This window comes from Sphingobacteriales bacterium (genome assembly GCA_016719635.1).
Taxonomy (GTDB): Bacteria; Bacteroidota; Bacteroidia; order Chitinophagales; family JADIYW01; genus JADJSS01.
The window spans coordinates 184,409-200,181 of sequence record JADJYT010000002.1 but is presented as its reverse complement, the minus strand read 5'-3'; the positions used below and the strand labels follow the sequence as shown (position 1 = coordinate 200,181).

The 15,773-nt window shown below is 43.2% G+C and carries 10 protein-coding genes; 7 read left to right on the top strand and 3 right to left on the bottom strand.

Going from position 1 to position 15,773, the window contains the following annotated elements:
- The first annotated feature begins 102 nt into the window (after nt 1-102).
- The 4 genes from IPM95_05110 to IPM95_05095 are packed head-to-tail and all read left to right on the top strand — an operon-like array spanning nt 103 to nt 4,703.
- A complete protein-coding gene (locus IPM95_05110) occupies nt 103-1,989 on the top strand; it encodes a RecQ family ATP-dependent DNA helicase (protein MBK9328696.1) in 1,887 nt (628 codons plus the stop codon).
- Nucleotides 1,982-3,091 (top strand): glycosyltransferase, encoded by a 1,110-nt coding sequence (locus IPM95_05105; GenBank protein ID MBK9328695.1) that lies wholly within the window; start codon nt 1,982-1,984, stop codon nt 3,089-3,091. The genes IPM95_05110 and IPM95_05105 overlap by 8 nt, the downstream gene beginning before the upstream one ends.
- Nucleotides 3,084-4,214 carry a hypothetical protein gene (locus tag IPM95_05100; protein MBK9328694.1) on the top strand — a complete coding sequence of 377 codons (1,131 nt, stop codon included), beginning with the start codon at nt 3,084-3,086 and terminating at the stop codon, nt 4,212-4,214. Before IPM95_05105 ends, IPM95_05100 begins: the two co-directional genes overlap by 8 nt.
- A 6-nt stretch (nt 4,215-4,220) precedes the next feature.
- Nucleotides 4,221-4,703 carry a TlpA family protein disulfide reductase gene (locus IPM95_05095; protein ID MBK9328693.1) on the top strand — a complete coding sequence of 161 codons (483 nt, stop codon included), beginning with the start codon at nt 4,221-4,223 and terminating at the stop codon, nt 4,701-4,703.
- An 11-nt stretch (nt 4,704-4,714) separates the two neighbouring features.
- Here IPM95_05095 and IPM95_05090 read toward each other — a convergent pair whose 3' ends face one another.
- Both IPM95_05090 and IPM95_05085 read right to left on the bottom strand, forming a co-directional pair.
- Nucleotides 4,715-5,689 (bottom strand): NAD-dependent epimerase/dehydratase family protein, encoded by a 975-nt coding sequence (locus tag IPM95_05090; GenBank protein MBK9328692.1) that lies wholly within the window; start codon nt 5,687-5,689, stop codon nt 4,715-4,717.
- Nucleotides 5,690-5,725: 36 nt separating this feature from the next.
- The gene (locus tag IPM95_05085) at nt 5,726-7,732 is read right to left on the bottom strand and encodes a thioredoxin domain-containing protein (GenBank protein ID MBK9328691.1); all 2,007 of its coding nucleotides are present in this window, start codon (nt 7,730-7,732) and stop codon (nt 5,726-5,728) included.
- A gap of 2,154 nt (nt 7,733-9,886) precedes the next feature.
- Between IPM95_05085 and IPM95_05080 the strand changes: the two genes are divergently transcribed.
- The gene (locus tag IPM95_05080) at nt 9,887-12,487 is read left to right on the top strand and encodes a T9SS type A sorting domain-containing protein (protein ID MBK9328690.1); all 2,601 of its coding nucleotides are present in this window, start codon (nt 9,887-9,889) and stop codon (nt 12,485-12,487) included.
- Nucleotides 12,488-12,557: 70 nt separating this feature from the next.
- On the opposite strand, the gene IPM95_05075 is transcribed toward IPM95_05080, so the two are convergent.
- On the bottom strand, nt 12,558-14,105 hold the full coding sequence (locus IPM95_05075) for an acyl-CoA dehydrogenase family protein (protein MBK9328689.1): 1,548 nt from the start codon (nt 14,103-14,105) through the stop codon (nt 12,558-12,560).
- A 145-nt stretch (nt 14,106-14,250) separates the two neighbouring features.
- Between IPM95_05075 and IPM95_05070 the strand changes: the two genes are divergently transcribed.
- Both IPM95_05070 and IPM95_05065 read left to right on the top strand, forming a co-directional pair.
- Nucleotides 14,251-15,153: a MerR family transcriptional regulator gene (locus IPM95_05070; GenBank protein ID MBK9328688.1), complete on the top strand. Its 903-nt coding sequence runs from the start codon at nt 14,251-14,253 to the stop codon at nt 15,151-15,153.
- A 61-nt stretch (nt 15,154-15,214) separates the two neighbouring features.
- Entirely contained in the window at nt 15,215-15,718 is a 504-nt protein-coding gene (locus IPM95_05065) for an RNA polymerase sigma factor (protein MBK9328687.1), read from the top strand.
- The last annotated feature ends 55 nt before the right edge of the window (nt 15,719-15,773 follow it).

Here is a 15,773-nt window from a genome sequence, read left to right as displayed (position 1 = left end):
CAAATTCCTTTTTAATAGCCGTATGATAAATATCAATATAGATATCAATTTTCCTGTTTCATATTGTATTTTTGACAGAAAGTGACTACCCGGCATGATATATTGAAAAAGTACTTCGGGTTCGATGAATTTCGGACACCCCAGCTGGAGATCATCCAGTCTGTTTTAGAAGGAAAAGATACTATGGCGCTGCTGCCTACCGGCGGCGGCAAATCGCTTTGCTTTCAGGTGCCGGCACTGATGCAGGAGGGGATTTGTGTAGTGGTCTCTCCGTTGATTGCTTTAATGAAAGACCAGGTATTCCATCTCAAAAGAAGAGAGGTCAAAGCGGCGGCCGTATTCAGCGGGTTAACCTATCACGAAATTGACATGATTCTGGATAATTGCCAGTTTGGGTATTACAAATTTTTATTCGTATCGCCGGAGCGCTTAAAGACGGATATCTTCATCGAGCGTTTTAAGCAAATGAACGTGTGTCTTATTGCAGTGGATGAGGCGCATTGTGTTTCACAGTGGGGATATGATTTTCGACCGCCCTATCTGGAAATTGCTGAAATCAGGCAGTTTCATCCTAAAGTGCCGGTTTTAGCTTTAACGGCATCTGCAACGCCCGCTGTCCAGGAGGATATTGTTGACAAACTGAAGTTCAGGAAGGGATATGCTGTTTTCAAAAAATCATTTATTCGGGATAACCTGAGTTTTGTCGTAAGAAAAGAAGAAGCGAAATATCCCAAGCTGCTGGAAATTATACAAAAATTAAACGGCAGCGGCATCATTTATGTCCGAAATAGAAACAAGACAAAGGACGTGGCGGAGTATCTGCAGAAAAACAAAATTAAAGCGGATTTTTATCATGCCGGGTTGAGTACCAGAGAGCGAAGCCTGAAACAGGATAACTGGCTGCAAAATAAGAAACCGGTAATGGTTTGTACCAATGCATTCGGAATGGGAATCGACAAGCCGGATGTTCGGTTTGTCATACATCTCGATGTGCCGGAAAATCTCGAATCCTATTATCAGGAGGCGGGCAGGGCCGGACGCGATGGCAGATTATCCTATGCCGTTTTATTTTATACGCAAAGCGATTTGGATAACCTGGGTGAAAAACTGAAGCAGAAATTTCCACCGGTTGAAGCGATTAAAAAAGTATACAATTCGCTGGGAAATTATCTGGGTGTGGCTGTCGAAAGCGGTAATAGGATGACCTATCCGTTTGATATGGCTCATTTTTCCCATTCCTTCAAATTGGAATCTGCATTGGTGTATAATTGCCTGAAAATTTTGGAGCAGGAAAATTATCTCCAGTTAAGCGAAGGAGTGCTGATGCCGTCAAGGGCGATATTCAGGGTGGATAAACTGGCATTATACCGTTTTGAAGTGGCTAATGCAGCCTATGCACCTCTGATAAAATCACTGCTGCGAACATATGGCGGTATAATTGACCACTATGCAAAAGTCAGTGAAAAGGAACTGGCCAAACTGGCAAAACTGGATGAAAAGGAAGTGGTGAAGCAGCTGAAACATCTTCATAAAAATAAAGTATTAACCTATATACCATCCAGCGACCAGCCTACCATAACGCTGCTGACGGAGCGGATGCATGAAAGTAATCTGTACCTGAATACACAATATATCCGGCAGCGTAAAAAAGTGAATGAAGAGCAAATGGAGGCAATGTTGAACTATGTGGAGCAAAGCACAGATTGCCGGCAGGTGCTGATTTGTAGTTATTTTGGAGAAAAAAAGGTGGTGCCGTGCGGAAAATGCGATATTTGCCTAGAAAATAGGCGGAAATTAGAGCAAGATACTAATTTCAGCCAGGCTAAAAAGGAACTATTGGAAAAAACGGATAATGATTGGATAAAGGTGGACGACCTGTTGCCTCAAAATGCTCATTTTGCCGCTGCTTTATACAAAGAGGTGATTCGTTTTTTGCTGGATGAGAAACTTGTTGTTATGAATGATCAAAATGAACTGAAGCGTGTCTGAAAAAATTATTTTCACAGTAACCAATGATCTGGTCTTTGACAGGCGTATGCACCGCATATGTTCGGCACTGCAGCAGAATGGTTTTTTTGTGGAATTGGTTGGCCGCATTCAAAAGGATTCTGAACCCGTCGGTCATTTCCCGTTTTTACAGACCCGTCTGAAATGTTTCTTTAACAAAGGATTTTTGTTTTATGCGGAATTCAATATCCGACTTTTCTTCTTTTTACTGCTCAATCAGTTTGATATGATCTGCAGCTGCGATCTGGATACCTTGCCTGCGGGTGTATTGGCTGGTAAACTGAAGCGAAAAAAGAGGGTGTATGATGCGCATGAATATTTTCCGGAAAGCCCCGAACTGATTGGTAAATCGTTTAAACAGTCTTTTTGGCATCTGATGGAGAAATTACTGGTGCCAAATACGGATGCGCACTATACCGTTACGCAGTCTATCGCTGATTTATTTAATAAAAAATATCACACCGGCTGTAAAGTAATCAGGAATTTGCCTCATAAATGTAAAACGGCGGTACCGATGAAAGATACCGGTCATCCAACTTATCTGTTATATCAGGGTGCGGTGAATATCGGGAGAGGGCTGAATGAGATGCTCCTGGCAATGTTGAAGATAGACGGCATTCCGTTTTATATTGCCGGAGACGGGGATGAGATGCAGTATGTTACTGCCAGTATTCAAAAACTGAAACTGCAGCAAAAGGTTAAGCTGCTGGGTAAACAAACACCTGATAAATTAAAGGCAATTACAGAACAGGCCTATATCGGCATAAATCTGTTGGAAAACAGAGGGCTGAGTTATTATTACTCCTTAGGCAATAAGACCTTTGATTATATACAAGCAGGTATCCCGCAGATTTTAATCGGGTTTCCCGAATATATTGAATTGAACAGGCAATATCAGATAGGACTCATTGTAGATGAACTTTCGGTGGAGAAAATTGAAACGGCTATCCGGAAATTATTGAACGACAGAGAATTGTACGGGCAGCTTCATCAAAATTGCCTGAAGGCGGCAGCAGAATTAAATTGGGAGAAAGAACAACCTAAGCTGCTGGAAATCTATAAAAATCTGACACGTAATGCCTGAGGTTGTTTCCTTGAATATTATATGCTTTGATGTTCCGCTGCCTGCGGATTACGGTGGTGCTATCGAGGAATTCTATAAATTAAAATCCCTGTACCGGCTTGGTGTGAAAATTCATTTGCATTGTTTTGTTTACGGTGAAAGAAAGCCACAGCCGGAACTGGAGAAATATTGTGAAAAGATATTTTATTATGAACGCAAGAGAAGACTGAAGGATATTTTTACGGATACACCTTTTGTAGTGAAATCCAGGAAATCGGAAGATTTGCTTCGGAATCTGCTGTCAAATGATTTTCCGATACTATTTGATGCCACACATACGACCGGATTCATCAGCCATCCTGCAATAAGACACCGAAAGAAAATCGTGCGGCTTCATAACATTGAATGGATGTACTATAGTGTGCTGTTTCATTCGGCTATTACGTTGAAAGAACGGATATTTTATTTTACAGAGTATAAGAAACTGCGCAGATATGATAAAAATCTGGTGTTCGCAGATGTATTGTCCTGTTTATCCATAACAGATACGGAGTATTACAAAGATAAGTTTCCGAATAAGGAGGTCTCTTTTGAAAATGTATTTCATCAAAACGAAACCGTAGAATGCCTGCCCGGCAAGGGGGATTATCTGTTGTATCATGGCAATCTGTCGATACTGGATAATTACATGCTGGTAATAGACTTGTTGAATCATGAACTGAAAGACTGCAGGTATCCCGTCGTGTTGGCCGGAAAAAAACCGGATGAGCTACTGCTGGATTTTGTGAAAGATAAACCGAATATCCGAATCGTTTCCGATCCGTCTGATGCAGATCTGAAGAAGCTTATTCAGGGAGCGCATATTTGCCTTGCATTGGCTGCCAATCCATCCGGTGTGAAGCTGAAACTCATCAATTCGTTGTATTCAGGCAGATTTGTATTTGTCAATGATAACGCTTTGCACGGAAATGAGTTGTCAGGCGGTACCGTCAATATTTCCGAAAATTTCAATTCGGCTACCATTGGTGATTACATGCAAAAAACATTTACAGAAGAGGATATAGGGAAAAGAAAAGATAGGCTATACGGCATTTTTGATAATCTAAAAAATGCAGAACAATTATTAAATCGGATTGTTAATTAAAAAATCATGAAGAGAAGATTTATCCCCGTTTTTTTAGTGATAGCAATTGCAAATGTATTGTACTTTGTGGTTTTTAATCACAAACAGCTGCCCCTTGATAAAACGGTCTTGTACGATGAGCAAAATCAGGTGGTTACACCGGACAAATATAAAAATACGGTCCGGATCTTTTCATTTTTTCAAACGTGGTGCGGTGATTGCAGACGTGAAATGGACGATTTAAAAAAGCTGCAGCTGCGATTTAACGGGCAGCTAAAGATCATAATGATATCAGATGAGTCATTCGGGCTTGTCAACGAGATGAAGAGGTACCTGAATGTAGAATTCATTTTTTTAAGGAGCGAAACGAAACTGAAAGAAATGGGGATACGACGGTATCCCACTACCTTTCTCCTGGATAAAGATGGAAAGGTGATATTGGTCAAAAAGGAAGGCAAAGACTGGTACAGCGAAAAAATGATTAATAAGATGGAACAGTTGCTGCGCTGATGGGATATAGGTTATTCTAAACTCTGTTTAATTCTTTTCATCGATTCTTCATAAGTTATGGCAGACTTCCATCCCAGTTCTTTCCGGGCTTTTTCCGTGGAAACGGTACGGTTGGTACCCGTTGCTTTTACAGACTTTTTAGCAAGCGGTGGTATTTTGCCGAAAAGCGGGAATACTGCTTCCGCAATGCTCGCTGCCGTATAGGCAATCCGGAAAGGTATGGAGCTGCCGACGGTTTTGTTTTTCATTGCAGCCAGGTCTGTCAGGTATTGTTTCCAGGAAATGTCCCAGTCGTCTGAGAAAAAGTAAGTTTGATTATGTGCCGCTTCATGGGTGATGCATTTGAATATCCCGTTCGCCAGATTTTCTGCATCTATCAGGCAGGCAGGATGTTTTCCGCCTTCGATGAGTTTTAATCCAACAGGGGTATCTATCCGCTTTAATGGTTCGGTTACCCATACGCTTCCCTTTCCTATTACGGCAGAAGGACGTATGATGGTGTAAAACAGGTTGTGTATTTTGCAAAAGTCTTTCACCAGCCGTTCCGTATCTATCTTGGCATCATCATAATAAACGCCTGTTTTGACAAGGGGTGTTGATTCGTCCGGAATGATTTTATTTCGGTTGATGCCGGATGCCACTCCGACAGAACTCACATAAATGAAATGTTTGACTTTATGGTGAAAGGCATCCTTGAGTAAGTAATCGGTGGCGTGAAAATGGGCGTCGTAAAAATCCTTTTTGCTGCCATGGTCTATCACTTTTGCTGCTGTGTGAACAACAGCCTCACATCCTTTGGTTATATCTTTCAAGGCATGTTCATTGCAAATGTCTGCCTGAATCATTTCTAATCCTTTGGAAGTATACGGATCCGTATTTCGATTCGAAAAATACTGTCCGCGAATATCGGTGTAGCCGTTTTGAAGCAATACTTCCATCAGGTGGTGCCCGATTAAGCCGGTAATGCCGGTGATGAGAATCTTCATGAGAAAAATAATTCAGGTGAATCCAATGCTGCCATTTTATTTCATGAGTAAATGTACAGTTTCTTCAATATTATCGGATGGCAATCCACAGCTTTTATTTTCACAGATATAGAACAAAGTCCTGCCTTCCCGGTATCGGCCGCTCATTAATGGCAGATCACTCATTTCTATACTTCCGGTGATTAATACGTTTGGTAAATAATGACGGTTGATTTTTTTTGCCTTTTCAACGGCATCTTTACCCATAATCACCAGTTCTTTGTTCAGGTTCAAATGCATATCCAGTACAATTGCCCAGTTGGAATAGTAAATGGGGTTTTTCAGCACATCATCCAGCATATTATTCAGCATGGTCAGGCTCATTTGTTCGTACTCAGGCTTGTCAAAATATTTTGACAGCAATAATAGGTTTTTTGCCATGGCAGAGTTGCCTGACGGTATGACATTGTCGCTGCTGTCGGTACTTCTGGTGATTAAGGCTGCATCTTGGTCGGAGGTAAGGTGAAACATGCCGTTTTCGGTATTGTAAAAATGATTCAGCACATATTCTGTGAAGTGAAGAGCTTCCGTCAGGTAATTTCCTTCTAACGTTACCTGATGCAAAGCGATTAATGCATCGATGAGAAAGGCATAATCCTGTAAAAAGCCGTTGATGGATGACTGGCCGTTTTTATAGTTTCTTTCCAGCCGGTAATCTTCTTTTTTGCAATGTTGTAAAATGAAGTTTGCCGTTCGGACCGCTTTGTTCAAATACATTTCATCTCCAAATGCCTTATAAGCGTCCGCCAGACCTTTTACTGCAATGGCATTCCATTCCGTCAGTATTTTGTCATCGGTATTCGGGCGTATCTTTTTTGTACGCATTTCAAATAACTGACGGTGAAGTGTTTCAAGTTTCTGCTGAAATGCTTCATTTGTAATCTTGTATTTTTCCATAAAATATTCATGGTCTTTCGTGCGAAACAATACATTCATGCCATGTTCAAAATTCCCTTTAGAATCTATGTTGTACACTTCAGCAAACAAATCAAAATCATTGCCTGCTATTTCTTTTAATTCTGCTTCCTCCCAGCAGTAAAATTTCCCCTCCACGCCTTCACTGTCTGCATCTAGGGACGAGTAAAGGCCGCCGCTTATATCCGTCATCTCACGCTCCAGCCAGCCGGTTGTTTTTTCAGCAACCCGTTTGTATAATGGCCTTTTAGTAATCTGATAGGCATGTGCATAAACGCTGAGCAGCTGGCCGTTGTCATACAGCATCTTTTCAAAATGCGGCACCTTCCAAAAGCTGTCCACACTGTATCTTGCAAACCCTCCGCCTACTGCATCATACAACCCGCCAAATGCCCATCTCTTTAGTGTGGTTTTGATGGCTTCACCCACCTCCGTGTTTTTGGTTTGAAAAAGATATCGGAGCAGGAATTCGTAATTATTCGGCATCATAAACTTTGGTGCGCCCTTTTTACCGCCCCATTCAAAGTCTACTTTATCTTTCCAGTTTTCCCATAGGATGTGCAGGAGATTTTCGTCAATATTCCTCTCGGTTTTGTACAAAGGGATATGCTCGATTTCATGTAACCCTTGTGTAATCCTTTCTGCCTGTTCAGTCAGCTTTTGCGGTTCCCTTTGATATAATTCAAAAAAATAGGTGAGCACTTTTATCCAGTTTGCTTTTGGAAAATAGGTTCCTGCAAAAACAGGTTTCCCGTCTGGTAAAGCAATTACATTCAGCGGCCATCCGCCCTGTCCGGTTATAATCATGGCTGCGTTCATATATATCTGGTCAATATCCGGACGTTCTTCCCTGTCTACTTTTATAGATACAAAGAAATCATTCATGACTTTTGCCACATCCTGATCCTCAAAACTTTCATGCTCCATTACATGACACCAGTGGCAGGCTGCATAGCCGACAGAAATGAGGAGGAGTTTTTGTTCGTTAAATGCCTTTTCCAAAGCAATTGCCGACCATGGAAACCAATCCACCGGATTGTTCTTATGCTGCTGCAGGTATGGGGATGTTTCGTACTGAAGGTGATTCATGGAGCAAATTATTTGATTTTTCGGAATTATTCTGCCTTGCTTCTAATATTGAGATGAAAATAATGTTAATTACTTCGTTTTTTTTAAAAAATTTAAGCTAAAAAAGTATATTTGAGTTGAAAAATAAATTTTTATGAAAAATAATTTACTACTTGTACTAGTATTGATGTTGGTCAGCAGTCTTTCAACCCGTACCATAGCCAACACTAAGCATACAAATCATGATGAAAAATGCGGAACAGTCGCTCCCGGATTAGAATGGGAAAATGACTTCCAGCGGAATTTGGCAACGTATATGCTGGATAGAACAACCTCCAGGAATATGGCAGATGATTCTGTAACGATTCCGGTAATTGTTCACGTTTGTTTTTATTCTATTTCCAACCCTGCGCCAGGTACAACCTACAACATCTCAAAAGCGCAGGTAGACGGACAGTTTCCTGTATTAAACGCAAATTTTGCCGGTAATAGTGCTTACATAGGCAACATACCCGCAGCATTCCTGCCGTTAAAGGCGAATACTAAAATTAAATGGTGTCAGGCTAATTTCGACCCTAATGGTAACCCTTTAGCAGAACCCGGAATTAACCGGATTAACACCAGGGTGGTAAATTTACCCGCGCCGGGAAGTTCGTCTGTATGGAGAAGATCCTATATTGAAGACACCCTAAAACCGGCTACCATCTGGAATCCCAAATACTATTGTAATTTATGGGTTGTACCAGGAATGTCAGGTGGCGTTTTGGCTTATGCAACGTTCCCGACCACCACTACATTAGATGGATTAGGTGGCGGAACCGGTTACGATTATAATGATGGGGTTGTTTGCGTAAGACAGGCTTTTGGAACAGGAGGTGTTACAGCAGTTCCTTATAATAATGGAGGCACTGTTTGTCACGAGTTAGGTCACTGGTTAGGTCTGAGACATATTTGGGGAGATGACGGAAGGGATTCTTTAGGAAATACGTTGCCTTATACGGATGCCCGTACATGTCTGGGCAGTGATTATTGTGATGACACACCCAATCAGTCTATAGAAAATTACGGTACACCTACCTACCCCAACAGAGCAAATACCTGCGGTAATGGTGTAAATGGGGATATGTTCATGAACTATATGGATTATGTAAACGATAATGTATACAACATGTTTACATTAGGTCAGAAAGACAGGATGTGGACGGCCATGAATACCGGACAATTCAGAATTCCGTTAAAAACTTCCACTGCCTGCAACACAACGGCACCGCCTCCAATCGCTGATTTTTCTGATTCTGTTAAAACTCAGGTGCTTTGTACTTCCAAAACGATTAAATTTATCAATAAATCTTTATTCTGGTACGATGCTTCCGGCCCTACAACCTGGTCGTGGTCATTTCCCGGGGGGACGCCTTCAACTTCATCTGCAAGATTTCCTGAGGTAACATATACATCCGGCGGGTTAAAATCTGTTACGCTGACGGTGACGAATTCAAGAGGGACAGACGTTTTAACAAAAAATATCAGTGTTTCCATTTCATCTACCGGGGCATTCCCATTGGTGGAAGATTTTGAAGGAGCTTTTTTTCCGCCTGTTGGATGGGAAACCGTTAATCGAAATGGCAATCAGTTAATCAACTGGGAAGCAGTTAATGGTTACAGTGCTTATGGTGTTGGTAACCGCACCATGAAATTTGATAATACTACATTAGATGCCCAGTTAAAGAAGGATGACATCATGACGTACAAGATTAACTTATCGGGTGTTACGGATGCAAAACTTAAATTCGATCTTTCTCATGCTCCTTATTACAATGCGTCAGGAACAGGTATTGGCTTGCAGCAGCCAAACCCTAAATGGATTTGGGATACCCTGGAAGTCTTGATTACAGATAACTGCCAATCCACGACTCAAAGTATCTACAGAAAAGGGGATAGTGCCTTGGCTACGGTAATGCCCGGACAAGGGGAGGAATTTTATCCGGCTGCAAATCAGTGGAGAACCGACTCAGTGGTTATTCCTGCCGGTTACCTGAACAAACCAAATGTTCAAATCATTTTCAGAAATTACGGAGGCTACGGACATTCTATCTATATTGATAATATTAATGTTAAGAGTCCGTCACCTACGACGCCAACCGCAACGGCCTCCTTCACCATGAGTGATTCGACGGTATGCATAGGGGGCAGTTTAGTGTTTACGAATACCTCTACGGCATCGAGCGGCAGCCCGGACTCTGTCCGGTGGACGATAAATGGCGGAACACCCTCCACTTCTACCTCCACCACGACCGTGAGTTCAGTTTTCAGTACCCCGGTACCTATACGATCACCTTAAGGGCTTATAAGGCAGGCAATGGAAGTGCACCGTTTAGTAAGACGATTCGTGTTAAATCGAAACCGACGGTTACGGTGAACTCCCCGACAATCTGTTCGGGCCAGACGGCGACGCTGACGGCAAACGGAGCGACCAGCTACACATGGACAGGCGGTTTGAGCGGCAATCCGGCGACGACACCCGCCTTAACAAGTGCAGCCACCTATACGGTAACAGGCACAGCAGATGGCTGCAGCAATACGGCAGTTGCATCGGTATCCGTGACGGCATTGCCAACGGTAACGGTGAACTCCCCGACAATCTGTTCGGGTCAGACAGCGACGCTGACAGCCGGCGGAGCGACGAGTTATACCTGGACAGGCGGTTTGAGCGGTAACCCTGCGACTACCCCTGCCTTAACAGGAACGGCCACCTATACGGTAACGGGCACAGCGGGCGGCTGCAGTAAAACAGCGGTAGCGACGGTCACAGTGACACCATTGCCAAGCGTAATAGTGAACTCTCCGACGATCTGTTCCGGTCAGACAGCGACGCTGACGGCCGGCGGAGCGACGAGTTATACCTGGACAGGTGGACTGACGGGTAATCCGGCGACGACACCTGCCTTGTTTTCAACTACGACCTATACGGTAACAGGTACGGCGAGCGGATGTACGAATACGGCGGTAGCCACGGTGAGCGTCTCGTCCGGCTTAAATGTGACGGTAAATTCCCCGACAATCTGTGCGGGTCAGACGGCGACGCTGACACCAAACGGAGCCACGAGCTACACGTGGACAGGCGGACTAAGCGGCAATCCTGCGACGACGCCTGCTTTAACGACTACGACCACCTACACGGTAACAGGCACGACAGGTGGCTGTACGGGAACAGCGATAGCAACGGTTACGGTTACGGCCTTGCCAACGGTAACGGTGAACTCCCCGACAATCTGTTCGGGTCAGACAGCGACGTTGACGGCAAACGGAGCGACCAGCTATGTATGGACAGGCGGTTTGAGCGGCAATCCGGCGACGACACTTCCATTGACGAGTACAACTACGTATACGGTAACGGGAACAGCGGGTGGCTGCAGTAAGACAGCCGTAGCGACGGTTACGGTGACGGCCTTGCCGACGGTTACGGTGAACTCCCCGACAATCTGTTCGGGCCAGACAGCGACGCTGACTGCAAACGGCGCAACGAGCTATGTATGGACAGGCGGTTTGAGCGGTAACCCTGCGACCACCCCTGCCTTAACAGGAACGACCACCTATACGGTAACGGGCACAGCGGGCGGCTGCAGTAAAACGGCGGTAGCGACGGTCACGGTAACACCATTGCCAACGGTAACGGTGAACTCCCCGACAATCTGTTCCGGTCAGACAGCGACGCTGACGGCCGGCGGTGCGACGAGTTATACCTGGACAGGCGGACTTACGGGTAATCCGGCGACGACACCTGCCTTAACGAATACGACGACCTACACGGTAACAGGTACGGCGAGCGGATGTACGAATACGGCGGTAGCCACGGTGAACGTCTCGTCCGGCTTAAATGTGACGGTAAATTCCCCGACAATCTGTGCGGGTCAGACGGCGACGCTGACACCAAACGGAGCCACGAGCTACACGTGGACAGGCGGACTGAGCGGCAACCCTGCAACAACCCCGGCTTTAACAGGAACGATGACATATACAGTGACGGGAAGCAGTGGAGCGTGCACAGGAACAGCGATAGCGACGGTTACGGTGACGGCCTTGCCAACGGTAACGGTGAACTCCCCGACAATCTGTTCGGGCAATACAGCGACCCTGACGGCAGACGGAGCGACGATATACACCTGGACGGGCGGCTTGAGCGGCAACCCTGCGACGACACCGGCATTGTCAAATACAACAACTTACACGGTGACGGGAAGTACGGGATCCTGCAGTAAAACGGCAGTAGCTACAGTGACGGTAAACTCAACCCCTGCGACACCGGCTATTACCCAAAGTAATGATACGTTATACAGCAGCACCATTGTAGTCGGCGCTTCTTACGAGTGGTATAAGGGTGGTGTATTGCAGGCAACTACCTCTGTTCCTTCCTTTAAGATTACGAGTTCAGGTGTTTATACGGTAAAAGTGATTAGTAACAACTGTCCATCACAGATATCAGCAAACTTTAACGCTTCTCTGACAGCAATTACGGTAAATAAACTTGATATCACCTTTACGGTTAGTCCAAACCCTAACAACGGGGAATTTGAAATCAGATTTTATTCTGCAAAGAATAAGAACTATAGCTTATCTGTCTACAATCTGACGGGTCAGGTGATTTTGAAAGAAGATGTTACCTTGAGAATAGGGAATAATTCAAAGAGAATTAATCTTAACGGAATTGAAAAAGGTGCTTATTTCTTGAGTATTATCGGGGAAGAAGGATTTGCAGTTCAGAATATCATTATTCAGTAATATCTGGATTTTAGTTTAAATTAAAAAAGAAGGCTCAGCAAATGCTGAGCCTTCTTTTTTTAACAGGCTGTTATATCCTGTGAAAATATTTGGCGAATTGCATCATGGCTCCAATATTACTGACACGAATCTGTCCGCCCATAAATGCCATCGTTGGATCCAATCGCCCCAGTTCAATGTCTTCATAAACTTTGGCATCTGTTGTAACGATACACTCAGGTGTTCCCTGTAAACCTTCTTCAATCCTGGCATCTCCATCGTTTACAATTAATGTGTATTGCCCGCCATTTTCTCCGGAGAGGTCAAACTGAAAAACGGTAGAGTAAGCGGAAGCTTTATCTTTCTTGATTCGTAAAGGTATGGATAGGATGATTTCTTTGGCAGTCTGCGGATTACCCCAGCTTTTTTCATCGTTTGATGCAGCAGCAGTAGATCTTGTTTCGTCAGGGTTGCTGTAAACCTTCTTGTAACGGACATCATCTATGATTATCTTTGATAAGATTTCCCGCATGATTTGTGTTGTGCCTCCTACAATGGTTCCAACCCTCGCATCCCGGTAGGCACGCGCAATCGGAAAGTCTTCCATATAGCCGTAACCGCCGAACATTTGAAGACATTTATCTACTATCTTATTTCCTAATTCAGTCATGTACAGCTTTACCATGGATGCTTCCTTGACAGGCACCTCTCCATTCTGAAACATCCTGCAGGCGTTGTAGGTCATTTGTCTTCCAGCTTCCAGTTCTGTATAAAGTTGAACCATCTCATGTCGGAGTACCTGATATTTTTTAATAGGCCTTCCAAACACTTCCCGTTCGTTCATATATTTTAGTGTGGTTTCCAGACAGGCTTCACCACCACCGATTCCCAATATTCCGGCCACCAGTCTTTCTATCTGAAAGCTTTCCATGATGTAAAAGAATCCCATACCTTCTTTTCCTACAAGGTTAGATACAGGCACCTTTACATTATCAAAAGCAAGTTCGCCGGTGTCAGAGGAGTGCCATCCTATTTTCTTTAATTGAGAAGATGTGAATCCTTCCGTTCCTCTTTCTACTACAATCAGACTGATTCCGTTTATGCCGGCATTGCTGTCTGTTTTACAGGCAACGACAGCAAAATCACAAAAATGTCCGTTCGTAATAAATGTCTTGGAACCATTGATGATATAATAATCCCCTTCCTTTCGTGCGGTGGTCCGCATAGCCTGAACATCGGAGCCTCCAAACGGTTCTGTGATGGCTATGGCGCCTACTTTTCTGCCATCAATGGATGGCCGAAGAAAACGTTCCTTTAATGCAGGGCTGCCCGCTTCAGCAATATGGTTGACAGCCATATACTGATGCACGCTGACAGCGGCACAAACGCCGGCATAGCTGCTTTTGGCCAGTTCTTCCAGGTAGGCGCAGGTATAAAAAATATCAGCCTTAGAACCGCCATACGCCTCATCATGGTTGATGCCTAAAAATCCCTGCTCACCCAGTTTGATAAATAAATCACGGGATATTTTTTCATCTTTTTCCCATTGGTTGCCAAAGGGCATGATTTCTTTTTCTACAAATTGCCGGACACTTTGTCTGAATAATTCGTGTTCTTCTGTAAAATAGGGTGAATTCATAATTAAAATTTATACTGTTTAGAATTATACAGCTAAAAGTACTAAAATAATTAACACCATTTGATTTGAACAACTTAAATTTACTTATGTTTAGTCTTTAGTATTTTGTTTAAGAAAATTAGCATTATATTTAAACAACAATTGTATGCAGAAAAGATTACCAACCTTCCATAGGTACAGTATAAAAGACCTGGAGCAACTGAGTAACATCAAAGCACATACGCTTCGGGTTTGGGAACAGCGTTACGGAATGCTGAAACCACAACGAACAGATACCAACATCCGTTATTACACGGATGCCGAACTGCGGTATATCCTCAATGTTTCATTATTAAATCAAAACGGGTTTAAGATTTCCAAAATTGCGGCTCTTTCACAGGAAATGATTGAAAGGGAAGTGAAAAGGATAACCAGTTTGAAATTGGATCATGACAGTCAGATAAATGCTCTGGTACTGGCAATGATCGACCTGAATGAATTTTCATTTACTAAAATATTTTCTGATTCTATTCTGCGCCTTGGATTTGAAGAAACGATTATTCAGATCATTTTCCCGTTCCTGGAAAAGATCGGTAATCTTTGGGTGACAGGCAGTATAAGGCCTGTACACGAGCATTTCATCAGTAACCTGATCAGACAGAAGCTGATAGTAAATATCGATGCGCATCCTAAAGAATTGAAACCCAATGCTAAAAAATTTCTCTTATTCACACCGGAAAATGAAATCCATGAACTGGCGCTGCTGTTTAGTTATTATCTGTTGAAATCCAGAAATCACGATGTCATGTATATCGGATTGAATATTCCGGTTCATGATCTGATTTCCGTGTTTCACCATCATCAGCCTGATTATCTGCTCAGCAATTTTACGGTTCATCCAAAAGGGGAAATGCTCAAAAAGTACCTGCAGCTCCTTTCTAAGAATTTTCATTCGTCTCAAATCATACTTTCCGGATATCAGATACGCCATTTCAAAGGAACACTCCCTCCTAATGTCATGAAAATGACAGATATAAGCACCTTGCTGCAGTTTATAGAAAAAATTTAGAATAATTTAACATTGACTATCGATTTTATTGTTTAATATTACACCACAAAAGTTAAACAAAATGAAACAACTCAATTTTCAATCAGAAGTTAAAATGGCTAACAGCATACTTAAGCCTCATGCAATGCGCTTAACAAGGGATCTGAATGATGCCGAAGACCTGATACAGGAAACCATCGTACGGGCATTGACCAATGAAGATAAATTCCAGGAAGGGACAAACATCCGTGCCTGGCTGTTTACCATCATGAAAAATATCTTTATCAATGACTACCGCAAGAAAGCCAAACGCAGTACGATTATAGACAGTACGGATAATTTATACTACCTCAATGCATCTTCTGCCATCAGCAATGCCGGAGAGCGTTCATTTGTCATGAATGACATCAGGAATGCGCTGCTGAAGATATCCAATGAGCTGCGTATCCCGTTTTTAATGCACTATAAAGGATATAAGTACCACGAAATAGCAGAACAACTCAATCTTCCGCTGGGAACGGTCAAGAGCCGTATTTTCTTTGCCAGAAAAGAACTGGCATCCATCCTGGGAAAAGATTACAGATAGAGTGAATTAGTAGGAATATAGCTGTTCCTTAACCCCTGAAAGTGTTGACCTAAAT

Excerpts from the sequence above, each read along its gene's own strand:
- IPM95_05100 (MBK9328694.1), top strand. The coding sequence starts at position 3,084 with ATGCCTGAGGTTGTTTCCTTGAATATTATATGCTTTGATGTTCCGCTG.
- IPM95_05095 (MBK9328693.1), top strand. The coding sequence starts at position 4,221 with ATGAAGAGAAGATTTATCCCCGTTTTTTTAGTGATAGCAATTGCAAAT.
- IPM95_05090 (MBK9328692.1), bottom strand. The coding sequence starts at position 5,689 with ATGAAGATTCTCATCACCGGCATTACCGGCTTAATCGGGCACCACCTG.
- IPM95_05085 (MBK9328691.1), bottom strand. The coding sequence starts at position 7,732 with ATGAATCACCTTCAGTACGAAACATCCCCATACCTGCAGCAGCATAAG.
- IPM95_05080 (MBK9328690.1), top strand. The coding sequence starts at position 9,887 with ATGCATAGGGGGCAGTTTAGTGTTTACGAATACCTCTACGGCATCGAG.
- IPM95_05075 (MBK9328689.1), bottom strand. The coding sequence starts at position 14,105 with ATGAATTCACCCTATTTTACAGAAGAACACGAATTATTCAGACAAAGT.
- IPM95_05070 (MBK9328688.1), top strand. The coding sequence starts at position 14,251 with ATGCAGAAAAGATTACCAACCTTCCATAGGTACAGTATAAAAGACCTG.
- IPM95_05065 (MBK9328687.1), top strand. The coding sequence starts at position 15,215 with ATGAAACAACTCAATTTTCAATCAGAAGTTAAAATGGCTAACAGCATA.